Annotated in this window: 21 protein-coding genes and 3 pseudogenes; 18 read left to right on the forward strand and 6 right to left on the reverse strand. The window is 73.1% G+C overall.

Going from position 1 to position 24,306, the window contains the following annotated elements; all coding sequences use genetic code 11:
* Positions 1-93 precede the first annotated feature (93 nt).
* The 8 genes and pseudogenes from rsfS to D2L64_RS21295 form a co-directional block, all read left to right on the forward strand.
* Positions 94-498, forward strand: a complete 405-nt coding sequence (gene rsfS, locus D2L64_RS21260) for a ribosome silencing factor (RefSeq protein ID WP_119578977.1) — start codon at positions 94-96, stop codon at positions 496-498.
* Positions 495-1,160, forward strand: coding sequence for a histidine phosphatase family protein (locus tag D2L64_RS21265; RefSeq protein ID WP_119578978.1), 666 nt, complete (start codon positions 495-497; stop codon positions 1,158-1,160). The genes rsfS and D2L64_RS21265 overlap by 4 nt, the downstream gene beginning before the upstream one ends.
* Positions 1,161-1,185: 25 nt before the next feature.
* Positions 1,186-2,037: a DegV family protein gene (locus tag D2L64_RS21270; protein ID WP_119578979.1), complete on the forward strand. Its 852-nt coding sequence runs from the start codon at positions 1,186-1,188 to the stop codon at positions 2,035-2,037.
* Positions 2,038-2,156: 119 nt separating this feature from the next.
* Positions 2,157-2,923: pseudogene (locus tag D2L64_RS21275) on the forward strand (SDR family NAD(P)-dependent oxidoreductase).
* A 153-nt stretch (positions 2,924-3,076) separates the two neighbouring features.
* Positions 3,077-4,036 carry a ComEA family DNA-binding protein gene (locus D2L64_RS21280; protein ID WP_199714693.1) on the forward strand — a complete coding sequence of 320 codons (960 nt, stop codon included), beginning with the start codon at positions 3,077-3,079 and terminating at the stop codon, positions 4,034-4,036.
* Positions 4,037-4,125: 89 nt separating this feature from the next.
* Positions 4,126-6,480: pseudogene (locus D2L64_RS21285) on the forward strand (ComEC/Rec2 family competence protein); the annotation flags it as partial.
* Positions 6,481-6,629: 149 nt separating this feature from the next.
* Entirely contained in the window at positions 6,630-7,610 is a 981-nt protein-coding gene (gene holA, locus D2L64_RS21290) for a DNA polymerase III subunit delta (protein ID WP_119578980.1), read from the forward strand.
* A pseudogene (locus tag D2L64_RS21295) lies at positions 7,607-8,044 on the forward strand (hypothetical protein); the annotation flags it as partial. The gene holA and the pseudogene D2L64_RS21295, both read left to right, overlap by 4 nt.
* A 279-nt stretch (positions 8,045-8,323) precedes the next feature.
* Here D2L64_RS21295 and rpsT read toward each other — a convergent pair.
* On the reverse strand, positions 8,324-8,590 hold the full coding sequence (gene rpsT / locus D2L64_RS21300) for a 30S ribosomal protein S20 (RefSeq protein ID WP_119578981.1): 267 nt from the start codon (positions 8,588-8,590) through the stop codon (positions 8,324-8,326).
* Positions 8,591-9,128: 538 nt separating this feature from the next.
* Entirely contained in the window at positions 9,129-10,115 is a 987-nt protein-coding gene (locus D2L64_RS21305; RefSeq protein ID WP_233559076.1) for a phosphotransferase family protein, read from the reverse strand.
* Positions 10,116-10,235: 120 nt separating this feature from the next.
* Between D2L64_RS21305 and D2L64_RS21310 the strand changes: the two genes are divergently transcribed.
* From D2L64_RS21310 to D2L64_RS21325, 4 genes are all read left to right on the forward strand, one after another.
* Entirely contained in the window at positions 10,236-10,769 is a 534-nt protein-coding gene (locus D2L64_RS21310; protein ID WP_119578983.1) for a DUF4240 domain-containing protein, read from the forward strand.
* 95 nt (positions 10,770-10,864) lie between these two features.
* Positions 10,865-12,742: a translation elongation factor 4 gene (gene lepA, locus D2L64_RS21315; protein ID WP_119578984.1), complete on the forward strand. Its 1,878-nt coding sequence runs from the start codon at positions 10,865-10,867 to the stop codon at positions 12,740-12,742.
* 201 nt (positions 12,743-12,943) lie between these two features.
* Positions 12,944-13,234, forward strand: a complete 291-nt coding sequence (locus tag D2L64_RS21320; protein ID WP_119578985.1) for a GlsB/YeaQ/YmgE family stress response membrane protein — start codon at positions 12,944-12,946, stop codon at positions 13,232-13,234.
* A gap of 286 nt (positions 13,235-13,520) precedes the next feature.
* Positions 13,521-13,808, forward strand: a complete 288-nt coding sequence (locus D2L64_RS21325) for a GlsB/YeaQ/YmgE family stress response membrane protein (protein ID WP_119578986.1) — start codon at positions 13,521-13,523, stop codon at positions 13,806-13,808.
* Between the two features lie 121 nt (positions 13,809-13,929).
* Here the strand turns inward: D2L64_RS21325 and D2L64_RS21330 are convergent, their stop codons facing one another.
* The 3 genes from D2L64_RS21330 to D2L64_RS21340 all read right to left on the reverse strand — a co-directional run bounded on the left by D2L64_RS21330 (position 13,930) and on the right by D2L64_RS21340 (position 16,824).
* On the reverse strand, positions 13,930-14,835 hold the full coding sequence (locus tag D2L64_RS21330) for a phytanoyl-CoA dioxygenase family protein (protein WP_119578987.1): 906 nt from the start codon (positions 14,833-14,835) through the stop codon (positions 13,930-13,932).
* Between the two features lie 216 nt (positions 14,836-15,051).
* Positions 15,052-15,915 carry a hypothetical protein gene (locus D2L64_RS21335; protein ID WP_119578988.1) on the reverse strand — a complete coding sequence of 288 codons (864 nt, stop codon included), beginning with the start codon at positions 15,913-15,915 and terminating at the stop codon, positions 15,052-15,054.
* 120 nt (positions 15,916-16,035) lie between these two features.
* Complete coding sequence (locus D2L64_RS21340) at positions 16,036-16,824, reverse strand: enoyl-CoA hydratase-related protein (protein WP_119578989.1); 789 nt, start codon at positions 16,822-16,824, stop codon at positions 16,036-16,038.
* 20 nt (positions 16,825-16,844) lie between these two features.
* On the opposite strand from D2L64_RS21340, the gene hemW reads away from it, so the two are divergent.
* The gene (gene hemW / locus D2L64_RS21345; RefSeq protein WP_119579029.1) at positions 16,845-18,068 is read left to right on the forward strand and encodes a radical SAM family heme chaperone HemW; all 1,224 of its coding nucleotides are present in this window, start codon (positions 16,845-16,847) and stop codon (positions 18,066-18,068) included.
* A 36-nt stretch (positions 18,069-18,104) separates the two neighbouring features.
* Here hemW and D2L64_RS21350 read toward each other — a convergent pair whose 3' ends face one another.
* Positions 18,105-18,707, reverse strand: coding sequence for a DUF4870 domain-containing protein (locus D2L64_RS21350; RefSeq protein WP_119578990.1), 603 nt, complete (start codon positions 18,705-18,707; stop codon positions 18,105-18,107).
* Between the two features lie 209 nt (positions 18,708-18,916).
* Here D2L64_RS21350 and hrcA point away from each other — a divergent pair, with 209 nt between their 5' ends.
* The 5 genes from hrcA (at position 18,917) to D2L64_RS21375 (ending at position 24,154) form a co-directional block, all read left to right on the forward strand.
* Positions 18,917-19,939, forward strand: coding sequence for a heat-inducible transcriptional repressor HrcA (gene hrcA, locus D2L64_RS21355; RefSeq protein ID WP_119579030.1), 1,023 nt, complete (start codon positions 18,917-18,919; stop codon positions 19,937-19,939).
* A 72-nt stretch (positions 19,940-20,011) separates the two neighbouring features.
* Positions 20,012-21,157, forward strand: a complete 1,146-nt coding sequence (gene dnaJ, locus D2L64_RS21360; protein ID WP_119578991.1) for a molecular chaperone DnaJ — start codon at positions 20,012-20,014, stop codon at positions 21,155-21,157.
* A 26-nt stretch (positions 21,158-21,183) separates the two neighbouring features.
* Positions 21,184-21,918: a 16S rRNA (uracil(1498)-N(3))-methyltransferase gene (locus D2L64_RS21365; protein WP_119578992.1), complete on the forward strand. Its 735-nt coding sequence runs from the start codon at positions 21,184-21,186 to the stop codon at positions 21,916-21,918.
* A 491-nt stretch (positions 21,919-22,409) separates the two neighbouring features.
* A complete protein-coding gene (locus tag D2L64_RS21370; protein WP_119578993.1) occupies positions 22,410-22,772 on the forward strand; it encodes a histidine triad nucleotide-binding protein in 363 nt (120 codons plus the stop codon).
* Positions 22,773-22,816: 44 nt separating this feature from the next.
* Complete coding sequence (locus D2L64_RS21375) at positions 22,817-24,154, forward strand: serine hydrolase domain-containing protein (RefSeq protein ID WP_119579031.1); 1,338 nt, start codon at positions 22,817-22,819, stop codon at positions 24,152-24,154.
* Positions 24,155-24,306 lie beyond the last annotated feature (152 nt).

Here is a 24,306-nt window from a genome sequence, read left to right on the forward strand (position 1 = left end):
TGGGTCGTGCCGGTCTCGGGCTGAAACTGGCGGGTCGAGATTCCGGGCCGTGTGAGAGGCTTGACGTATCGCACGGTTGATCGAAGGAGAACGGTGACAGTTTCCGAACGCGCCCACGAGCTGGCGATCGCCGCGGCCCAGGCCGCGGCCGACAAGAAGGCTCAGGACATCGTCATCATCGACGTGGGTGACCAACTCGCCATCACCGACGCGTTCCTGCTCGCCGCGGCGCCGAACGAGCGCCAGGTGCTGGCCATCGTCGACGCCGTCGAAGAGGCGCTGCTCGAACTGCCGGAGAAGGCCAAGCCGATCCGGCGCGAGGGCGAGCGCGGTGGCCGCTGGGTGCTGCTCGACTACGTCGACATCGTGGTGCACGTCCAGCACACCGAGGAGCGCGAGTTCTACGCCCTCGACCGGCTCTGGAAGGACTGCCCGACCATCCCGTTCGTCGACCGCGACCTGGCCTCCGCCGAGGCCGGTGCCGGATCGGGCGAGTGACCCGGCTGGTCATCTGGCGGCACGGCAACACCGACTGGAACGCCGCCAGCAGGGTGCAGGGACAGACCGACGTGGCGCTCAACGACCTTGGTCGGGAGCAGGCGCGGACCGCCGCGCCGCTGCTCGCCGCGCTGCGTCCGGATGCCGTCGTCGCCAGCGACCTGAGCCGCGCGGCCGACACCGCCGCCGCGCTGGCCGCCCTCACCGGCCTGCCGGTGCGCTCCGACGCCCGGCTGCGGGAACGCCACTTCGGTCGCTGGCAGGGGCTCCTGCTCACCGAGGCCGCCGAGCGTTTCCCCGCTGAGTTCGCCCGCTGGCGGGCCGGTGACCCGGACCCGGGCGCGGACATCGAGCCCCTCGGTGAGCTGGGCAAGCGGGTCGGCACCGCGTTGCAGGAGGCCGCCGACGAGGCCGCCGGGGGCACGATCGTGATCGCCACCCACGGCGGCGCGGCCCGGCAGGGCTGCGGTCACCTGCTCGGTTGGGAACACGACGTGCTGCGCACCATCGGCTCGCTGCGCAACTGCCACTGGACCGAACTGCGCCACGACCTCGACCGCGGCTGGCACCTGCGTGCGCACAACGTCGGCCCGATCAGCGCGCCGGTCACGCCCGTGGCGCCGGCCGTACCGGCCGCACCGGTCTCCGCCGAGCCGGTCTGACCAGCGATCAGCTACCGTGCCGGGCATGCCCGTCGCGGTCGTGACCGACTCCACCGCCTACCTTCCCGCTGAGCTGCTGCCGGCGTACCGGCTCACCGTGGTACCGCTGACCGTCGTGCTCAACGGTGTCGAAGGGCTGGAGGGGGTGGACACCTCCCCGGCGGACGCCACCCAAGCGTTGACCGCCCGGCGGGTGTCGGTGAGTACCTCCCGCCCCGCACCCGAACAGTTCGCCCGTACCTACCGGGATCTGCTGGCGGCCGGCGCGGAGGGGGTCGTGTCGGTGCACCTGTCGGCCGGGCTCTCCGGCACCGTCGAAGCCGCGCAACTGGCCGCCGCGCGGTTCGACGGCCGGGTGAGCGTGGTCGACAGCCGCTCCTGCGGCATGGGCCTGGGCTTCCCGGCGATCGCCGCCGCCCGGGCCGCCGCGCACGGCGCCGACCTGGCCGGGGTACGGGACGCCGCTGTAGCCGCCGTCGGTCGCACGACCATCTTCTTCTACGTGGACACGCTGGAGTTCCTGCGCCGGGGTGGCCGGATCAACGCCGCCGAGGCGCTGCTCGGTACGGCATTGTCGGTCAAGCCGATCCTGTACATGCCCGACGGCGGCATCGTGCTGCGGGACAAGGTGCGCACCGCCAGCCGGGGTGTGGCACGACTGGTCGACCTGGCCGTGGAGGCGGCCGGCGACGCGCAGGTCGACGTCGCCGTACACCATCTCGCCGCACCGCGACGCGCCGAAGACCTGCTCGGGGCGCTGACCGCCCGGCTCGGCGACCGCCTGCACGACGCGTACGTCTCCGAGGCCGGCGCTGCCGTCGCCGCCCACGCCGGGCCCGGCCTCGCCTGCATCGTCACCCACCGCCACCCGGCCTGACCCGCGGCCCGCCGCTGCCACCCGGGTTTCGACAACTGCCGGGCGAAGGGCGACCAGGCGGGTGCGGTCGGCGGGTGGAGCGGGCGCGGGAGGATGGGACGGGAGAAAGGGGGCGTGCGGTGTCCTGTGTGGTGACCGGAGGCGGGCGCGGCGTCGGGCGAGGGATCGTCGAACGGTTGGTCGGCGGCGGAACGGTCGTCGTGGTGATCGAACGTGACGCGGACGCGGTGTCCTGGGTCCAGCGGCATCCGTACCGGGATCGGCTGGTCACGGTGATCGGTGACGCTGCTGACGAGGGCGTCGCCGACCGTGCTGCCGATCTGGCGGAGCGGGTCCAGCCGATGAGCGGCTGGGTGAACAACGCCGCCGTGTTCCGGGACGCCTCCGTGCACGAGGCTCCGGTCGGTGAGGTGGTCGACCTGATCACCCGTAACCTGCGTCCCGCCGTGGTCGGGGCCGCCACCGCCGTACGCCGTTTCCTCGCCGCCGGAACCGCGGGCGCCATCGTGAACATCTCCTCCACCAGGCGAGCCGCCCGGTGCCGGGGTGCCTGCCGTACGCCACGGCGAAGGCGGCCATCGAGGGGCTGACCCGCGCCCTGGCGGTGGAGTACGGCCAGCACGGCATCCGGGCCAACGCGGTCGCGCTCGGCTCGGTGGCGACCGAACGGCACGAGGCGTTCCTCGCCGCCCAGGAGTCGGCGCACGCCCGGCAGGTCGAGGCCGACCTGGCCCGGCTGCATCCGGTGGGCCGGATCGGTCAGCCGCAGGACATCGCCGAGGCGGTGGCGTACCTGCTGTCACCGGCGGCGAGCTTCGTCAACGGCGTCACCCTGCCGGTGGACGGCGGCCGCGCCGCGCTCGGTCTGGACCCGGAAGCTCGCTGATCCGTCGGCCGACGGAACTGCCCAGGACCCGCGCGGGCGTACACCGGTAGCAGATTCCGGCATGATCAGGGCGTTGTCCACAGTCCACGCGCCATCCACAGGGGAGGGCCGCGGAGTCGGCGCGGCCCGGCCGGTGCGGCCTAGCCTCGCGCCGTGTCCAACGACGAGGAGACGGCGGCCCGGCAGCGACTGTGGCGGCTGATGCCGGAGGCGGCACCGGCCTCGACCCCACCCACACCCCGGCGGCTGATGCCGGAGGCGGCACCGGCCTCGACCCCACCCACACCCCGGCGGCTGATGCCGGAGGCGGCACCGGCCTCGACCTCACCCACACCCCGGCGGCCCCCGTGGTCGACGGCCGGTCCGGAACCCGTCGCCGATCCGGAGCACCCCGCCGGGTGGGGTCGCGCCGCCGGACCCGACGTGGCCCCGGAGGAACCGGCGGCCGAGGCGGCACCGGCTTCGCGGCTGCCGGGGCCGGGCGCCTTCGACCCGGGCCGGCGGGGCGTCCGGGCGCTCGCCGCCGTGGCCGCCCTGGTGGTGCTCGCCGGTGCCGTCTGGGCCTGGCGGTCCCGCCCCCAGGTGGAGCCGGTGGTCACCGTGACCGGCGGCGCCACGGCCACCGACCCGGCGGCTCCGGCCGATGCCGAGCCGACCGCCACCCCCGCCGGGGATCTGGTCGTCGCGGTGGCCGGCAAGGTGCGCCGACCCGGCCTGGTACGCGTCCCGGCCGGCGCGCGGGTCGCCGACGCGATCGAGGCGGCCGGCGGCGCCCTGACCGGGGGGGACGTGGCCCTGCTCAACCCGGCCCGGAAGGTCACCGACGGTGAACTCATCCTGGTCGGGGTACCGGCACCCACCCCACCGCCGGGAGTGCCACAGGCCGGTGGACCGGTGGTGGGCGCCGATCCCGCCAGCGGGAGCCGGGTCAACCTGAACACCGCGACGTCGGCCCAGCTCGAGACGCTGCCCGGCGTCGGGCCGGTGCTCGCCCGGCGCATCATCGAGCACCGCGATCAGCACGGTGGGTTCCGGACCGTAGGCGACCTGCGCCAGGTCACCGGCATCGGTGACGCGCGGTACGAACAGCTCAAAGACCTGGTGACGGTGTGACGGCGCGCGGAACACCCGCAGTCGAGCCGACCGGCAGCGTCGCGGCCACCGTCCGCGCGGGTGGCACAACCGTGACCCGGGCGGCTGAGATGATCGTTGTACCGCAGGGCGCGACGCCCGATCTCCGGCTGGCCGGGCTGGCCGTGTCGGCCTGGCTCACCGCCCTGGCCGGGTTGCACCTCGACGTCCGGCGGACCCTGCTGGTGGCGGCCGTCGCAGCGGGGCTCGCCGTGCTGACGACCCTGCACCTGCTGGGGATCGCCGGCCGTCCGGGTCCGTTCCCGCGGCGCTACGGGTGGATCGCGGTGGCGATCCTGATCGGGGTGCTCTGCGGCGGCGCCGCGACCTCCTCCCGCCTCGCCGTACGCGACGCCGAGGCGCTGCGCACGCTTGTCGACGAGCGGGCCCGGGTCACCATCGAACTGGTCGTCCGGGACGATCCCCGGCCGGTCCGCGGCGGCATCGTGGGGCGCCCGCCCACCCTGCTGGTCCGCGCCAGGTTGGTGACCGTGACCGGCCCGGCGCACCAGCGGGTCACCGCGCCGGCCCGCGTCCTGGTGCTGGCCGACGACCCGGCCTGGCGCGGGCTGCTGCCCGGGCAACGGCTGACGGCCGACGGGCGCCTGGCCGAACCGCGCGGCGGCGACCTGACCGCCGCGGTGCTCACCGCCGACGGCCCGCCCCGACCGCACGGGGCGCCCTCGCCGCTGCAACGGGCCGCCGGCCTGCTCCGGGCCGGCCTGCAACAAGCCTGCGCGCCGCTGCCCGACGAGCCGGGTGGACTGCTGCCGGGGCTGGTCGTCGGCGACACCAGCCGGCTCCCGGACACGGTGGAGGAGGACTTCCGGGCCACCGGCATGACCCATCTCAACGCGGTCTCCGGATCCAATGTGGCGATCGTGGTCGGGGCGGTGCTGCTGTTGGCCCGCTGGGCCCGTGCCGGTCCGCTACTGGCCGCCGGGCTCTGCGGGCTGGCCCTGGTGGGCTTCGTCATCCTGGTCCGGCCGTCGCCGAGCGTGGTCCGTGCGGCCACCATGGGCGCGATCGGGCTCGCCGCGCTGGCCGCCGGTCGGTCCCGGGCGGCGACGCCGGCACTGGCCGCGGCGGTGGCCGTGCTGGTGCTGGTCGACCCCGACCTGGCCGGCGACGCTGGTTTCGCACTGTCGGTGCTGGCCACCGGTGGTCTGCTGCTGCTGGCGCCGGCATGGCGGGACGGACTGCGGCGGCGGGGCGTGCCGCCGGGGGCGGCGGAGGCGTTGGCGGTGCCGGCCGCCGCCCAACTGGCCTGCTCGCCGGTGATCGCCGGTCTGTCGGGTGTGGTCAGCCTGGTCGCGGTGCCCGCCAACCTGCTCGCGGTGCCGGCGATCGCGCCGGCGACGATCCTCGGTGTGGTGGCCGCGATGGTGTCGCCGATCTGGCCGGCCGGCGCCGAGGCCATCGCCTGGCTGGCCCACTGGCCGGCGTGGTGGCTGGTGCTCGTGGCCCGGTACGGGGCCCGGATGCCGGCGGGCAACCTGCCGTGGCCGGGTGGGGTCACCGGCGCACTGCTGCTGGCGGTGCTGACCGTGCTGCTGCTGGTCGCGGCCCGGCGGCCGATGGTGCGCCGACTGGTGGCGGTGGCCACCGTCGCGGTCGTGCTCGGTACGGTTCCGGTGCGGGTGATCGCGCCCGGGTGGCCGCCGAAGGGATGGGTGATCGCGGTCTGTGCGGTCGGTCAGGGCGATGCTGTGGTGTTGCCGGTGGCGGCGGGCCGGGCGATCGTGGTCGACGCCGGCCCGGATCCGGCGGCGGTCGACGCCTGCCTGCGCCGACTCGACGTGCGTCGGGTGCCGCTGCTGGTGGTCAGCCACCTCCACGTCGACCACACCGGCGGCGTCGCGGGCGTGTTCCGTGGCCGGCGGGTCGACCTGGTGCTGACTCCGCAGTGGCCCGAGCCGGCGACCGGACGGGACCTGGTGCACGACGCCGCGGCCACCGGGCGCACCCCACTGGTGGCGGCGCCGGCCGGGTGGCGCTACCGCTCCGGCGTGACCGACCTGCTCGTGGTCGGCCCGCCCTATCCGATGCGGGGGACGCGGTCGGACCCGAACAACAACTCGCTGGTGGTGCTCGCCACGGTCGCCGGGGTACGGATCCTGCTGACCGGGGACGCCGAGACCGAGGAACAGCGGGCGCTGCTGGAGCGACCACCGCCGGGTGGGCTGCGGGCCGACGTGCTCAAGGTCGCCCACCATGGCAGCGCATACCAGGATCCGGCCTTTCTGGACGCGGTCCGCCCTGCAGTCGCTCTGGTACCGGTCGGGGTGGGCAACACCTACGGCCACCCGAGCGAGGTGGTGCTGGCCCGGCTGAGTCGCGGTGGGGCGCGGGTGCTGCGTACCGACACGGACGGGGACATCGCGGCGGTGGTCGGGCCGTCCGGGCTGGCGGTGGTGAGCGGGGGGCGTGGAGTTGGGCCGGACAAAGCCGTGAACCGATACCGATTCGCGGTAAAAACTGTGGAATCAGGTATATGTCTGGATTTGCACTGTGTGCGGGGTCCGCCCGTACACAGCCGGCGACCACGCTGGACCGCACCGCCGAGCGTGCGAATATGGGCGGCGTGACCGCCGCCAGTGCCGCTCCTATTGTGCTCGTCCTCGGCGACGAGGAGCTGCTCGCCACGCGTGCGGTGGCCGAAACCGTCGCCACCGCCCGGGCCGCCGAGCCGGACGTGGACGTCCGCGAGTACCAGGCCGGCCAACTCACCGTCGGCGAGATCGACGAGATGCTCAGCCCGTCGCTGTTCGGCGGGCGCCGGGTATTGGTCCTGCGCTCCGGTCAGGACGCCCGCAAGGACCTGGTCGCGGCCCTGCTGGCGTACGCGAAGCACCCCGATCCGGACGTGCAGCTCGTCGTGCAGCACCTCGGTGCGGCCAAGGGGAAGGCGTTCGCCGACGGACTGAAGTCGGCCGGTGCCCAGATCGTGCCGGCGGCGAAGCTCAAGGGGCACCGGGACCGGGTGGCGTTCGTCCGGGAGGAGTTCCGTCGGGCCGGCGGACGGTGCACCGACGACGCCGCCGAGGCGCTGATCGCGGCGGTCGGCAACGACCTGCGGGAACTCGCCGCGGCCTGCTCCCAGCTGATCGCCGACACCGACGGTCGGATCGGCGCCGACACCGTCGCCCGGTACTACCGGGGCCGGGTCGAGGTGAGCGGCTTCACCGTGGCCGACGCCACGATGGTCGGTGACCTTCCGGGCGCCCTGGAGGCATTGCGCTGGGCCCTGCACGTGGGGGTGGATCCGGTGCCGATCGCCGATGCGCTGGCCGACGGGATCCGTACCGTCGCCCGGGTCGCCTCGGCCGGCAGAGGCAGCCCGTACCAGCTGGCGAGCAGCCTGGGTATGCCGCCGTGGAAGGTCGAACGGGCCCAACGGCAGGCACGCGGCTGGACGCCCGACGGGCTGGTCCAGGCGATGCAGGCGGCGGCCGAGTGCAACGCGGCCGTCAAGGGCGGATCCGACGACCGGGCGTACGCCCTGGAGAAAGCCGTGTTCTCGGTGGCTTCCGCGCGACGGGTCGGCGCCAGGTGAGCGGAGCCCTCCGTGGCTCATGGGCCACGATCCCGGCCGACGAGGAGCGGTACCGTCCGCTCTATGCCCGAGTGCTCGGGCTGCGCTTCGTCAACCCGGGTGGGGTGCTCTGCTTCCTGTTCTTCGAGGGTGCGATCGCACTGGCGGCCCTGCTCGCCCTCGCCGAACTCGTCAGCTGGTGGGCGGTCCTGGTGCTACCGGTGGCGGTGGCCATCATGGTCAAGCTCAACGACCTGGTCGCCGCCGTGGTCGTCCGCTCGGCCGCGGCCGTACCCGAACAGGAACGCGACCGGTTCCGGCGGGAGATCGAGCCGGTCGTCGGCCGGGCCCGGGTCGACTGGTCGCCGCACAGCGTGCCCGGTGTGGTGGTCCGGACGGAACCGGTCGCCGACGAACCGTCCGGCATCGTCGAGCACCGAGCTGTCGAGGAAGGCCGCCACCGGTCGAGCACCCCGGACGAGGGCGACCGCCGGACGTCCGCGCAGCCGCCGGACCTTCGTGCCGCGTCCCGGCCGGAGGGCGACCGCCGGACGTCCGCGCGGTCGACGGAGCGTCGTTCGGGTACCGCCGACCCGGGCTCATGATCGCCTGACGGAGCCGTCGCCCGGTCGGGCGCCGGGCGGAGGATCGAGCCACGCCGGGCCGCCGAGGGGTCGACGTACGAAAGCCCTGGGGTGACACCCCAGGGCTTTCGTCAGGTCTGGGTCGCCAGCTCAGGCAGCGAGCGACGCGGCGCGCTTGGCGATCGCCGACTTGCGGTTCGCAGCCTGGTTGCTGTGGATGACGCCCTTGCTGGCCGCCTTGTCAAGCTTGCGCGAGGCGTCCTGCATGAGGGCGGTGGCCTTGTCGACGTCACCGGCCTCCGCAGCCTCGTTGAACTTGCGGATGGCGGTCTTCAGCGACGACTTGACCGACTTGTTACGCAGCCGGCGCTTCTCGTTCTGCCGGTTGCGCTTGATCTGGGACTTGATGTTCGCCACGCGACAGCCTCGTCTTGATAGCTCGGGTTGGTCAGCTTGTGCGCGCGACGAGCATGCGTCATCGCTGCGCGAAGAGCCAGGTTACCAGGTCGGTCCGGACGGGCCAAAACGGCACCGGGGGTATGCGTCGGGCCGTCGGTGGATCCGCGCTCCGCCGTGCCACCGGATTCCGCCTGTCGGTACGAGGTGCTGCTGGTCCGCGCCCGGCCGTCCCCATGATCGTGCTCGATCCCGGATCGAGGGGCTTCCGGCCGACGGGCAAGCCCCTCGATCCGGGATCCAGTGGTTTCCGGGCGGCCCGGCCCGGCCGCGGCCTGTGCGGAGGCAGCGCGGGCGCGGCCCGGGCGGGGGTGGGGTCCGGGCAGGGGGGGTCCGGGCGGGGGTGGGGGTCCGGGCGGGGTGGGGTCCGGGCGAAGGCGGCCTGGACGGTGCCCGGGCGGGGGGCGGCGAGGGTGCGGTCCGGGCGGGGGTGGGGTCCGGGCGAAGGCGGCCTGGACGGTGGCCCGGGCGGGGGCGGCGAGGGTGCGGTCCGGGCGGGTCAGGTCCAGGACTGGCGGTGGGCCAGCCAGGCGAGGGCCTGCTCGCCGGTCCACCGTCGGTGGGCGGGCAGGTGGGGCGAGGCGGTCGGCGGTGCCGAGGCGGCGGCGGTGAGGTGGTAGCCGGCGAGGGCGGCCAGCGTCACGTCCAGGGCGTCCGGTGGCGCGTCGGCGGCGGCCGGGTGGGCGGCGAAGCGGGCGTCGACGTCCAGCCCGCTGGCGTACCCGGCGATCAGCAGACCGGCCAGGTCGAACCAGGCCGGGCCGTGGCACAGCCAGGTCCAGTCGCAGAACCAGGCAGACCCGGCCGAGTCGATCAGGACGTTGTCCCCCCGCAGGTCACCGTGGGTCAGCCCGGGCGCCGCGGCGGCGTATCCGGGCAGCCGGGACTCCAGGGCGACCAGGTCGGCCAGTCGACCCGCCACCGGTACGGGCAGCGGCGGCACGGGTTCCCGGCCGGCCGCCACCTCGCCCCACCAGAGGATGTCGTCGCGGGCCAGGTCGGCGAGGTGGGGCAGGCCGACGGCGACCAGGTCGGCCGGCGGGTCGGTGAGTGCGGCGGCGACGTCGGCGTACCCGGCGAGGGTGGCGTCCAACTCGGCCGGCCGCCACGGCAGCCGGGGCGGGCGCCCGTCGACCGGCTCCAGGCAGAGCGCGTACCAGCCGTCCTGCCACAGCGTCCAGCGCAGCCTCGGCACCGGCAGTCCGGCGGGCAGCCGGGCGAGGATCGCGGCCTCCCGGGCGTACCAGTCGACCAGGTGCGGTTGCTCGGCGTGGGCCGCGGCCTTGACGAACGCCTTGCCGCCGTCGGCGGTGCGCAGCACCGCGGCGAAACCCCGGGTGAAGCCCGCGCCGGTGCTGCGGGCCTCGACCACGTCCGCGCCGAGCCGTGCGGACAGGGTGTCCCGGACCGCCGCCGGCAGCGCCGCCCAGCCGGGCCGTTGGGCGGTGGCGTGGTACGGCACGGGCGGCAAAGACGGGTTGCTCACCCGACCATGCTGCCCGGTGGCCGCTCGGCAGCGACACCGCGTGTCGCCGGTCGGCCCGGTGGCGGGCGACGTCCGCGCGCCATGCGGTGGGCGCGGTGATGTCTGTCAGACTGCCAGGCCATGAGGACCGACGACTTCTGGCAGCTGATCGACCGGGCTCGGGCCGGTGGGGGAGAGCCCGACGCCATCGCCGCCCGCGCCGTCACGCTGCTCGCCGCCCACGATCCCGAGGAGATCGTCGGGTACGCCCGTCACCAGCAGCGGGTCCTCGCCGCCTCCTACCGGGTCGACCTCTGGGGCGCCGCGTACCTGATCAACGGGGGCGCCTCCGACGACGGGTTCGAGTACTTTCGCGGCTGGCTGATGGCGCAGGGCCGGGAGGTCTTCGCCCGGGCGGTCGCCGATCCGGACGCGCTGGCCGACCTGCCCCGGGTGCGGTCCGCCTCGCTCAGCGGTGAGGAGTTCGAGTGCGGCGACATGCTGGCCGTGCCGTGGGACGCGTACCGCGGGGCGACCGCCAGCGATCTTCCGGTGGACCGGGTGGCGGCGCGGACGCCGGACCTCAACGACTTCTGGGACTTCGACGACCCCGACGAGGCCCGACGCCGGCTGCCCCGGCTCGCCGCCCTCTTCGTCGAGCCGCCGCAGGAGTGACGGACGCCCGGCCGATGCTCGGCGGGGACGTGGGAGCATAGAGTCAGGCCGGCATGTGCCGGCCTGCTCACGTCAGCCGACCAGAACGGACCGCTGTGCCACCGACGCTCGAATCCGGCGCGAACGCTCCTGGTGCCACCGACCCGGCGCGGATCAGGAACTTCTGCATCATCGCCCACATCGACCACGGGAAGTCGACCCTCGCCGACCGGATGTTGCAGCTCACCGGTGTGGTGGATCCGCGGCAGATGCGCGCGCAATACCTCGACCGGATGGACATCGAGCGCGAGCGCGGCATCACCATCAAGAGCCAGGCCGTCCGGATGCCGTGGACCATCCGCGACGGCGAGCGCACCGGCGAGCAGGCCGTGCTCAACATGATCGACACCCCGGGCCACGTCGACTTCACCTACGAGGTGTCCCGTTCGCTGGCCGCCTGCGAGGGTGCCGTCCTGCTGGTCGACGCGGCCCAGGGCATCGAGGCGCAGACCCTGGCGAACCTGTACCTGGCGCTCGAGAACGACCTGCACATCATCCCCGTGCTCAACAAGATCGACCTGCCGGCCGCCCAGCCGGAGAAGTACGCCGAGGAACTGGCCCACCTGATCGGCGGTGACCCGGCGGACTGCATCAAGGTCTCCGGCAAGACCGGTGAGGGCGTACCGCACCTGCTCGACGAGATCGTCCGGCAGTTCGTGCCGCCGGTCGGCGACGCCGACGCACCGGCCCGCGCCATGATCTTCGACTCGGTGTACGACGTCTACCGGGGCGTGGTCACCTACGTCCGGGTCATCGACGGGCGGATCAGCGCCCGGGACCGGATCAAGATGATGTCCACCGGCGCGGTTCACGAGTTGCTGGAGATCGGGGTCATCTCGCCGGAGATGGTCAAGTCCGAGGCGCTCGGCGTCGGCGAGGTCGGCTACCTGATCACCGGCGTGAAGGACGTCCGGCAGTCCCGGGTCGGTGACACGGTCACCATCAACGGGCGTCCGGCGACCGAGCCGCTCGGCGGGTACAAGGATCCGAAGCCGATGGTCTACTCGGGTCTGTACCCGATCGACGGTTCGGACTACCCGGCGCTGCGCGACGCGCTGGACAAGCTCAAGCTCAACGACGCCGCGCTGACCTACGAGCCGGAGACCTCGGGGGCGCTCGGCTTCGGGTTCCGCTGCGGCTTCCTCGGCCTGCTGCACCTGGAGATCATCGGGGAGCGGTTGGAGCGGGAGTTCAACCTGGACCTGATCTCGACCGCGCCGAACGTGGTCTACCGGGCGATCTCCGAGGACGGGCAGGAGGTCGTGGTCACCAACCCGAGCGAGTACCCGACCGGCAAGATCGCCGAGGTGTACGAGCCGACGGTGCGGGCCAGCGTGCTGACCCCGAACGACTACGTCGGTGCGGTGATGGAGCTGTGCCAGGGGCGTCGCGGCACCCTGCTCGGCATGGAGTACCTCTCCGCCGACCGGGTCGAGCTGCGCTACACGCTGCCCCTCGCGGAGATCATCTTCGACTTCTTCGACCAGCTCAAGAGCCGTACCAAGGGCTATGCCTCGCTGGACTACGAGCCCACCGACGAGCAGGCGTCCGACCTGGTGAAGGTCGACATCCTGCTGCACGGTGAGCCGGTGGACGCGTTCAGCGCCATCGTGCACAAGGACAAGGCCTACGCGTACGGCACCACGATCGCCGCGAAGCTGCGCAACCTGATTCCGCGCCAGCAGTTCGAGGTGCCCATCCAGGCCGCCATCGGCAGCCGGGTCATCGCCCGGGAGACCATCCGGGCGATCCGCAAGGACGTGCTCGCCAAGTGCTACGGCGGTGACATCAGCCGTAAGCGCAAGCTGCTGGAGAAGCAGAAGGAGGGCAAGAAGCGGATGAAGATGGTGGGCCGGGTGGAGGTGCCGCAGGAGGCGTTCATCGCGGCGCTCTCCTCCGACTCCGGGGACGGCAAGGCTCCCGGAAAGAAGTGAGCCCGCCTCGTCGGTTTCCCGCCGCTCAGCACCCTGTGACGAGCTGCGGAAACGTCGAGGCATCGACCGACGACATGATCGCCGGATGTTGCGGCGGGCGGTGGCGGCACTTGCGGCCGGTTTGGAAAATCTGCGCCCAGGGAACTGGCATGCCACGACAGGAACCCGCCGAATGACATCTTCTGGTTAAGGAGAGCGACCATGGAGCTCACCGTCTGGGGCATCATCACCGCGCTGTTCGTCGGTCTGATCGTCGGCGCGTTGGGCCGTCTGGTGGTACCGGGCCGCCAGGACATGCCGATCTGGCTGCACATGCTCATCGGTGTCGGTGCGGCGCTGCTCGGTACCGTGCTCGCCCGGGCCGTGGGCATCGCCACGGCGACGGCCGGTGTCGACTGGGCCGAACTGGCCGTCCAGGTCGCGCTCGCCGCGATCGCGGTGGCCCTGGTCGCCGGCGTCGGCGGTCGTCGACGCGGCATCACCCACCGGTAACACCACGCCTTCTCGCGGGCGCCCGGCCACCGGCCGGGCGCCCGCCTGCGTCTCCGCCTCCCGTCGGCGTCCCGGCGGGTGCCGGCGGGGGTTCGCGCGGTACCGCGGGCGACTGGTCGGCTCGGTTTCCGCGACGCTGTGCGGTGCTCCGCGAACACGTGGGATTCGACCTCGGAAGCGGCGTGACGGAGAGAAAAAGCGGTTTGGGATCTTCGCGGGTCGGGCACTAGGCGGTCACGACAGGAAAACCACAAACGTGGATCGTCTTTGGTGAAGGAGAACGACCATGGAGCTCACCGTCTGGGGCATCATCACCGCGCTGATCGTGGGTCTGATCGTGGGCGCGTTGGGCCGTCTGGTGGTGCCGGGCCGCCAGCCCATGCCGATCTGGCTGCACATGCTCATCGGTGTCGGTGCGGCACTGCTGGGTACCGTGATCGCCCGGGCCTCCGGCTTCGCCGAGACCGCCGGCATCGACTGGCGGGAGCTGATGCTCCAGGTCCTGCTGGCCGCCGTGGCCGTCGCGCTGGTCTCCGGCGTGGGGCGCAGCCGGCGCGGGGTGACGCATCGGTAACCCCCCTGATCGCGAAAGGCGCCCGACCGTCGAGGTCGGGCGCCTTTCGCGTGGTGGAGCAGGCGTCAGGAGGGGGCGCCGGTACTGCGCGAGGCGTCGAGCGGGTGCCCTTCCGTACGCCTCAGCGGAGCCAGGGGATGTTGCGGTTGAGCTGGCCGCGTTCCTTGAGCTCCTTGCGCAGCGGGATCTCGTCGTCGATGTAGCCGTCCCAGTTGATGCCCCAGTAGTTCGCGGTGTGGGTGCCCTCACCGCAGAGCTGGCGCTGGACCGGGGTGCGGTTGGCCCACCACTCGCCGTCGGTGTCGATGTGCAGCTCGTCCAGCGGACGGATCCACCGGTAGGTGTAGCCGACGAAGAGCATCTTGCGGGTGATGGTCGACAGGTTCGTCGACCGCGAGTGCCACTGGCGGCGGTCGAAGATGAACGCGTCGCCCGGCTTGGCGGTGATCTCGACGGTGCCCTCCGGGTCCGGGTTGTGCACCGTGGTGTCCGCCGGGCGGGGCAGCGAGTTCCACAGGTGGCTGCCCGGGATCACCTTGGTCGCGCCACGGCCGGTCTCCGACAGGTCGGAGAGCACGTAGGCGACCTTCAGCGAGAACATCGGCCGGGGCAGGTTCGGGTCCATCGTCTCCGGGTCGGAGTTCTGCCGGTACCCGTCCTGGTGCCAACCCCAGTACGGCTTCTCCGGCTCCAGCGCCGGCGGGGTGACGTCGAGGTGGTTGTGGTGGCTGTAGATGTTCCACCCGGCCAGGCCCCACATGTACGGGAAGGCGATCGGGTGGGTGAGCAGGTCACCGAAGAGCTCGTCGCGCTCGAGGAAGCCCAGCAGGTGCAGGGTGCCGTCCTTGGTGGTGTTGCCCTTGGCCTGCTCCTCGGCGTACACCCGGTCGACGGCGGCCTCCAGGGCGGCCCGGTGGTCCTCGGTCAGGACGTTGCGCAGCAGGAGAAAACCCTGCTCATGGAACTCCTTGCGGTCGACGTCGCTGATCGGTTCGTAGCCGGTCCGGTCGCCGTAGTCGAATGCCACGCGTACCCCTCCCCAAGGGTGAAACCATTTCTGGCACAGGCCGCCGATCGTAACGCGCGTCCGAGGCCGTCGGGGGAGGCCCTCCGTCGATCTCGTCCAGACCGCGACGGAGGGCATCGAGGCAACTACCCGGCGTTACGCAGGGTGGTCGGGCGGGGGGATTGAGGGTTAATTGCCGGATTTTGCGGTTACTGCGGGTAAAGAGATCGGGGTCGCTTACGCGTCCGCGAAGACCTCCGCGACCACCTCGGCCGACCGCTGCGAACCGTCGCCGATCCGGCTCCACGAGCCGCCCCGGTTGGTCCACTCCAGGTCACCGAAACGGACCCGCTTGACCCCGTGGTCGTTGGCGTGCGCGACCAGCCAGTGCGCGTACCGCCAACCCTCCCGCTGGTTGCCCGCCGCCACGGTCAACCCGGTCAGGCTCGCCGTGGTGGCCGAGGCGGTCAGCCCCCAGTCGAGGTTCAACCCACGGGTCAACGCGACCGCCGCGGCCTCACCACGCATCGCCGGATCACCGCCGAAGGTGCAGACCACCGCGCCGGTGGCGTGGCCGAGCAGGGCCCGGGTGAGCACCTCGGACTCGTCGGCCCACTTCTCGTACGCCTCGGGGAAGGCCGACCGCTGCACCTTCTGCGCGGCGTCGGTGACCCGCATGTCCTCCCAGCCGCGCACCTTCTTCAGCGCCGCGTAGAACCGGTCCGCCGCGTACCGCGGATCGCGGATCTCCTCGGGGCTACCCCAGCCCTGGCTCGGCCGCTGCTGGAACAGCCCGACCGAGTCCCGGTCGCCGCCGGCCAGGTTGCGCAACCCGGACTCCTGGTACGCGGTGGCCAGGGCGACCACCACGGCCCGGTCCGGCAGGTCGTGCTGGATGCCGATGGCGGCGATGGTGGCCGCGTTGGCCATCTGGTGCGCGTCCAGGGTGACCTTCCCGTCGGCCTGCACCGTGCAGCTGCGACTGGCCAGCGGTAGCCGCAGCCGCTCCCCGACCTGCCGCATCCCCAGCACGATGCCGATCACGGCGACCAGCACCAGGACCACGAAACCGGCCACGACAACCCGAGTCCGCACCCACACCTCCCGTACGACGTCAGCGCAAAGCGTACGTCCCGCATCGACCGGTCCGGGTCGTCCGACCGGTTCCGGCCCGCGCGCGACGCCCCGCCGCTGTCGGAGGTTCCCCGTCCGGTCCGGTGTTCACCTGTCGAGTTCGGCGACCCAACGCGGCGGCCGCTTCTCGCGGAAGGCGCGGACCCCCTCGACGCCGTCGACGGAGCGGAAGTACCCGGTGGAGAGGGCACCCAACTCGGCCAGTTCGGCCCGCAGGTCCGCGGCCGGTGGCCGGCGCAGCAACCCCTTCGCCCCGGCCACCGCCGTGGGGGCGCCGCGCAGCAGCGAGTCGCGGTACCGGTCCACCGCCGCGTCCAACTCCTCGGCCGGGACCGCGGCGGTGACCAACCCGACCTGCGCCGCCCGCCGGCCGTCGAAGGTGTCGCCGGTCAGGTACAGCTCGGCCGCCGCCCGGGGATGCAGCCGGGGCAGCACGGTCGCCGAGATCACCGCCGGGATCACCCCGATCCGCACCTCGGTGAAGGCGAAGGTCGCCTCGGCGGCGCAGACCGCCAGGTCGGCCGCCGCGATCAGGCCCAGGCCACCGGCCCGGGCCGGGCCCGCGACCTTCGCCAGCACCGGCTTCGGGCACTCCCAGACCGCCGCGAGCACGTCACCCAGCATCCCGGCGGGCACCGTCCCGCTCGCGTACGCCGCCGCCGTCTCCTTCAGGTCCGCCCCGGAACAGAAGACCGGACCGGTGTGGTCCAGCACGATCACCCGGACCGTGTCGTCGGCGACCGCCGCGGCCAGCCCGGCCAGCAACTCGGTCATCAACGGGGTGGAGAGCGCGTTGCGGTTGTGCGGGCTGTCCAGGGTGAGCGTGGTCACCCCGCGGGCCGTGGTGACCCGTACGAGCGCGTCGGGAGAGGTCATGTGAGGGCACACTAGTGGCCATGCCCGGCGTCCTTCCAGCAGGCGAACCCGTCCCCGGCGACGGCACGCTGCCCACGTCCGCCCGCGCCGCCGTCGGCGCGCGGGGCTTCGGGGTGTACGTCCACGTGCCGTTCTGCGCCAGCCGCTGCGGCTACTGCGACTTCAACACCTACACCGCCGCCGAGCTGGGTGGCGGCGCGAGCCGGGACAGCTACGCCGACACCGTGCTGGCCGAGCTGGCGCTCGCCGCGCGGGTGCTGGGTGACGCCCCGCCACGCCGGGTGGAGACGGTCTTCGTCGGCGGTGGCACCCCCACCCTGCTGCCCGCCGACGACCTGGCCCGGATCCTCGACGCGATCGACCGGACCTGGGGGTTGGCGGCCGACGCCGAGGTGACCACCGAGGCCAACCCGGAGTCGGTCACCCCCGAGTCGCTGAAGGAGCTGCGGGCGGCCGGCTACACCCGGATCTCGCTCGGCATGCAGTCCGCCGCACCGGGAGTGCTCGCCGTGCTCGACCGCCGGCACAGCGCCGGCCGGGCCACCGCCGCCGCGCTGGAGGCCCGCGACGCCGGGTTCGACCACGTGAACCTCGACCTGATCTACGGCACGCCGGGGGAGCGGGCCGAGGACTTCGCCGCCTCGTTGGCGCAGGTCGTGGCCGCCGGGGTGGACCACGTCAGCGCGTACGCCCTGATCGTCGAGGACGGCACCCGGCTGGCCGCCCGGATGCGCCGCGGCGAACTGCCGTACCCCGACGACGACGTGGCCGCGGACCGCTACCTGGCGGCCGAGGCCGCCCTCACCGACGCCGGCTTCTCCTGGTACGAGGTCTCCAACTGGGCCCGTACGCCGGCCGCCCGGTGCCGGCACAACCTGCTCTACTGGACCGGCGGCGACTGGTGGGGCCTCGGCCCGGGGGCGCACAGCCACGTCGGCGGCGTGCGCTGGTGGAACGTCAAGCACCCCACCGCGTACGCCCAGCGCCTCGCCGCCGGTGAGTCGCCGGGCCTGGCGCGGGAGGTGCTCACCCCGGCCGAGGCCCGGATGGAGGACGTGATGCTGCGGGTGCGGCTGGCCGACGGTCTGCCGTTGGCGGTTCTCGACGACGTCGGCCGCGTGGCGGCGGCGCGGGCGGTGACCGACGGCCTGCTGGCCGGGCCCGCCCACGCGGCCGGCCGCGCGGTGTTGACCCTGCGCGGCCGGCTGCTCGCCGACGCCGTGGTACGTGATCTGCTGCCCTGACCGTCGAACGGGTCGGCCGAGGTCAGGGCAGCGGGATCAGCCCTTCACGAAGGTGTAGGTCATCGGGTAGCGGTAGAGGGTGCCCTCGTTGGCCTTCACCCCGCCGATGATGCCGAAGATCACCGGCACCACCCAGACCAGCATCGGGACGAAGAAGAGGATGCCGCAGGTGATCGCGGTCAACAGCCAGCTCAGCAGCCCGACGATCGCCCAGGTGAGCTGGAAGTTGAGCGACGCCACGGCGTGCGCCCGGACGACCGGCGACTGCTGCCCACGGGTCATGTTCGCGATCAGGGGGGCGACCCAGCCGAGCAGGCCGCCACCGACGAACACGCCCAGCGGACCGCCGAAGTGGGCGATCAGCGCCCACGTCTTGTCCTCGCTGGTGGCGTAGCCGCCGCCCGGCGCGCCGTAGCCGCCGGTCGGGTAGCCGACACCAGGCGGCGGGTAACCACCGGGCGGCGGGTAACCACCGGGCGGCGGGTAGCCACCCGGCGGGGGGTAGCCGGCCGGCGGCGGCTGGTCGCCGGAGGGAGGCGGATAGCCGCCGGGCGGGGGATAGCCGGCCTGGCCAGGCGACCCGGACAGTGGAGTCGTGGGGTCGTCGCCGGCATCTGGGGGACGAGGTGGTTCAGTCATGGAGGTCACGGTAGGTGCCACCGGCAACGGCGCACCATAGCGACACCGGCAGGTGTCAACCCTCCGATCGGCCCCCGGACACCTCTGCGGTCTTGATCATCGCGTTGCCGGGTGCCCCGACGTAGACTGGCACTCGCTACAGTCGAGTGCCAGAGCGATCCGCCGTCGGCTCGACGCTCGGGGCTGACCTGCGACAGGAGGTGGGAGTGTTGGGTCTCGACGACCGTAAGCTCGCCGTGCTCCGGGCAATCGTCGAGGACTACGTCGCCACCCAGGAACCGGTCGGCAGCAAGGCGTTGGTCGAACGACACCAGCTCGGCGTCTCACCCGCCACCGTTCGCAACGACATGGCCGTGCTGGAGGAGGAGGGCTACATCCGCCAGCCGCACACCAGCGCCGGGCGGGTGCCCACCGACCGTGGCTACCGGCTCTTCGTCGACCGGCTCAGCCGGGTCAAGCCGCTCAGCCCGGCCGAACGCCGGGCGATCGAGCGCTTCCTCGCCGGGGCGGTCGACCTCGACGATGTGGTGCATCGCACGGTCCGGTTGCTGGCGCAGCTGACCCGTCAGGTAGCCGTCGTGCAGTACCCGAGCCTGGCCCGCTCCCGGGTTCGGCACCTGGAACTGGTGCCGATCTCCACCACCCGGCTGACGCTGGTCATGATCGCCGACACCGGCCGGGTCGAGCAGCGGCTGGTCGAGCTGCCCGCCCCGATTCCCGCCGACGACGTCCTCGAACTGCGTCGTACGGTCAACGAGAAGCTGGTCGGCATCCAACTGTCGGAGACCCCGCCGCTGGTGCAGGCGCTCATCGACGAGTGCCCGCCGCACCTGCGTCCGGCCATGACGACGCTCTCCACCGTGTTGCTGGAGACCCTCGTCGAGCGGCACGAGGAACGGATCGCCCTGGCCGGCACCGCCAACCTGACCCGCGGCGGCCTGCTGGACTTCCAGGGCTCGCTACGGCCCATCCTCGAGGCGCTTGAGGAGGAGGTCGTCCTGCTCAAGCTCATCGGTGAGGTGGAGCCGAGCACGTTGCGGGTGCGTATCGGCGACGAGAACCAGATCGACAACCTGCGCGCGGCATCGGTGGTCAGCACCGGCTACGGCCCGGGCGCGACCATCCTCGGGGGGATGGGTGTGCTGGGGCCGACCCGAATGGACTACCCCGGCACCATCGCCACGGTGAGGGCCGTGGCACGCTACGTGGGCGAGCTGCTGGCCCAGAACTGACCAGTCAGGGCCGACGGCGGGCTGCCGCCGCCGACGGCGTGTAACGCGACTAACACGAGGACACGGAACGCAGTGGCCAGGGACTACTACGGAATTCTCGGCGTGAGCCGAGGCGCCTCCGACGACGAGATCAAGCGCGCCTATCGCAAGTTGGCGCGGCAGTTCCACCCGGACGTCAATCCGGATCCGGAGGCACAGGAGAAGTTCAAGGACATCAACGCCGCGTACGAGGTCCTCTCGGACGATCGGAAACGGCAGATCGTCGACCTCGGCGGCGATCCGTTGGCCCCGGGCGGCGGTGGTGCCGGTGGCCCGGGCGGGCCCGGCGGTGCCGGCCCGTTCGTCGGCTTCCAGGACATCATGGACGCGTTCTTCGGCGGTGCCACCGGCGCCGGCCGGGGCCCACGGCCGCGTACCCGGCCCGGCGCCGACGCGATCCTGCGGCTGGAACTGGACCTGCAGGAGACCGCGTTCGGTGTCGAGGCGCCGATCACGGTCGACACCGCGGTGCTCTGCACCACCTGCTCCGGCGCCGGTACCGCCGCCGGCACCCACCTGGCCACCTGCGAGGCGTGCGGCGGCCGGGGCGAGGTCCAGTCGGTGCAGCGCACCTTCCTCGGCCAGGTCGTCTCGGCCCGGCCCTGCACGGTCTGCCAGGGCTACGGCACCACCATCCCGCACCCCTGCCCGACCTGCGCCGGCGACGGCCGGGTCCGCACCCGCCGCTCGCTGACCGTGAAGATCCCGGCCGGGGTCGAGGACGGCATGCGGATCCGGCTCGCCCAGCAGGGTGAGGTCGGCCCGGGTGGTGGCACCGCCGGTGACCTGTACGTGGAGATCCACGAGCGGCCGCACGACGTCTTCTCCCGCAAGGGCGACGACCTGCACTGCCGGGTGACCGTCCCGATGACCGCCGCGGCGCTCGGCACCCGGCTGACCATCAAGACGCTGGACAGTGAGGAACCGGTCGACGTCAAGCCCGGCACCCAGCCGGGCAGCACGCTGCGGCTGCGGGCTCGGGGCGTACCGCACCTGCGCGGCACCGGCCGGGGTGACCTGTACGTCCACCTGGACGTGCGTACCCCCACCAAGCTCGACGCCGACCAGGAGCGGATGCTGCGCGACTTCGCCAAGACCCGCGGCGAGGAGGTCGCCGAACTCAGCAAGCAGGGCGGCTTCTTCTCCCGGATGCGCGACGCCTTCAACGGCCACGCCTGACCGGCGCGTACCGAGGCTGCCGGCTCATGTCCGCTCCGTTGTTCCTGGTCGAGGCGCTGCCCACCGCCGCCGCGATGGTGCTGGACGGCCCTGAAGGGCACCACGCGGCCACCGTGCAGCGGTTGCGGGTGGGCGAGGAACTGCTCCTCGCCGACGGCCGGGGCGGCACGGCCAGCGCGGTGGTCACCGCCGTCGGCCGGGGCGCCCTCGACGTCGAGGTGACCGGCCGGGGGTACGTCGACGCGGCGAATCCCCGGCTGGTGGTGGTGCAGGGCATCGCCAAAGGCGACCGGGGTGAACTGGCCGTGCAGGCGATGACCGAGGTCGGGGTGGACGAGATCGTCCCCTGGGCGGCCGGCCGTTCGGTGGTGCAGTGGCGCGGGGAACGGGGCGTACGGGCGCGGGCGAAGTGGGTGGCCACCGCCCGGGAGGCCGCCAAACAGGCCCGCCGCGCCTGGTTGCCGGTGGTGGCGGGCGCTCCGGACGAGTCCACCCGCTCGGTCGCGCGGCGGATCAGCGGTGCCGCCGCCGGTTTCGTCCTGCACGAGGAGGCGACCGACCGGCTCACCACCGCCGAACTGCCCGACCACGGCGAGATCGTGCTGGTGGTCGGCCCCGAGGGTGGCGTCGCACCGGCCGAGCTGTCCGCCTTCCAGGAGGCCGGCGCCCGTCCGGTCCGGCTCGGCGCCTCGGTGCTGCGTACCTCGACCGCCGGGGTGGCCGCCCTGGCGGTCCTCGCCACCCGCCTGCTGCGCTGGTAGCCCCCACACCATCCCGCGCCACCCGCCCACCCTGCCCGGCCGCACCGCGTCCGCCCCTCGCCTGCGCCGTCCGGCCCCGCTGGCCGCGCCCGAGCTCGCTGGCCGCGCCGCGCTCCGCCGTCGGGTGCCCGACCACCCAGCTCTCCGGGAAGCCGACAGGTACTCCTCTGCGCGCCCTTGCTCTGCTTCAACCCACGCAAGGGTCGGTGGCGTCGTGACCGTTGCGTCCATCGGCGGCGTCGCAACCGTTGCGTCCGGTGAAGCAGAGCAAAGGGGAGTAGGGAGAGGGCGGGCGATGGTGGGTGAACGCAGGGGTAGGGCGAGGGTGGGTGGACGCGGTGAGTGGGCGTGGGCGGCGGGTGGTGTGGCCGGGCGGCGGGTGGGTGACTTGGTGTGGCCGGGTGGGCGTGGGTGAGTTGGCGGCGGGGTGCGTGGTGGGGTGTGCGGTGCGTGGTGGGGCGGGACGCCTCCGGGTTTCCTACACTGCCCGGGTGAGTACTCCTGACTGCTTGTTCTGCCGGATCGTCGCCGGGGAGATCCCGGCCACGGTGGTCCGCGAGACCGCCACCACGCTCGCCTTCCGGGACATCGATCCGAAGGCGCCGGTGCACGTGCTGGTCATCCCGAAGGAGCACTACGCCGACGTGGCCACCCTCGGACAGGGTGATCCGGCGTTGGCCGGTGAGGTGCTCGCCACGGCCGCCGCGGTGGCCGAGGACGAGGGGCTGCTCGGCGACGGGTTCCGGCTGCTGTTCAACACCGGCGCGTACGGCGGTCAGGAGGTGTTCCACGCGCACGCACACCTGCTGGGTGGGGCGCCGCTCGGCCCGATGCTGGCCCGGAGCGTGGCGTGAGCCTGGTCGCCGGCCGTACCGCCGCCGCCGACCAGCTGGAACGGATGGTCCGGCGGGTCCAGGCGCAGGCCCGGGTTCCGGCGGTCGCGGCGGCGGTGAACCGGGCCGACCGGGCGCTGTGGACGTGCACGGTCGGCGGCACCGGCAACGACACCACGCTGGACGAGCAGACCCGGTTCCGGATCGGGTCGGTGACCAAGACCTTCACCGCGGTCCTGACGATGCAGTGCCGCGACGACGGCCTGCTCGACCTCGACGACCCGTTGGCGCGGCACCTCGACCTGCCGGCCCACGGTGAACTGACGGTACGCCGGCTGCTGTCGCACACCGCCGGGCTGCAACGCGAGCCGTACGGCGACGTGTGGGACACGTTGGACGCGCCGGACACCGACCGGCTGGTCGCCGAGTTGGCCCGGGCCGAGCGGGTACTGCCACCCGGCCGGCGTTACCACTACTCGAATCTGGGCATGGCGCTGCTCGGCCGGCTGGTCGGCCGGCTGCGCGGGGCCAGCTGGGCCGAGGTGCTGACCGAGCGGGTGCTGACCCCGCTCGGGCTGACCGCCACCACGGTCTCGCCGGGTCCACGGGCGGCGATCGGTTTCCTGGTCGACGCGTACTCCGACGAGGCCCGTGCGGAACCACCGACCGACTTCGGCGCGGTCGGCCCCGCCGCGCAGCTGTGGAGCACCGCCGGTGACATGGCCCGGTGGGCGGCCTTCCTGGCCGATCCGGCGGCGCTGGACACCGCCGGTCGGGTGCTCGCCCCGGCCACCCTGGACGAGATGCGCTGGCCGGTCACGGTCACCGACGAGACGGTGTGGGCCGGTGGCTTCGGCCTCGGGCTGATCCTGGTGCCGCGGGGTGACCGGGTGCTGCACGTCGGGCACGACGGGGCGATGCCCGGCTTCCTGGCCGGGGTCTACGGCCGGCGCGGCGAGGGTACCCCGGCCGCGTTCGGAGCCGCCGTGCTCGGCTCCTCGGGCACCGCGACGGAGCTGCTGGAGCTGCCGCACCGGCTGCTCGCCGCCGCCGTCGAGCACGACCCGGCCGACATCGCTGCCTGGCGGCCCGGCGAGCCGGCCCCCGTCCACCTGCGCGGCCTGCTGGGCCGATGGTGGGGCGAGGGCTTCGAGTACGTCTTCTCCTGGCACGACGGCACGTTGCGGGCCCGGGGCGCCGGTGATCCGGCCGGGCGCCCGCCGGCCGTCTTCGCGTCGGTGCCGGAGCAGCCGGACGTGTTCCGGACGGTCTCCGGGCGGGAGGTCGGCGAGTTGCTCCGGCTGACCCGCGACGGCGACGGGGTGGTGGTCCGGATGCACTGGGCGACCTACCGGTTCACCCGGCACCAGGAGACCTTCGACCGTTACGACTTCCGTGTCTGAGGTGGCCCGACCTTCGAGTTTCCGCCCCTTTTGTCCGCTGGTGCGGGGGCGGCCGGGCGGCGGAATTGGGCAGCGTGCCCGTGCAGTTGACCCGATACGATGGAGGTAACGTCAGCACGCCGTGGCGACAGACCCGGCGCCGAGATCGAGAG

Source organism: Micromonospora radicis, assembly GCF_003583405.1.
Taxonomy (GTDB): domain Bacteria; phylum Actinomycetota; class Actinomycetes; order Mycobacteriales; family Micromonosporaceae; genus Micromonospora; species Micromonospora radicis.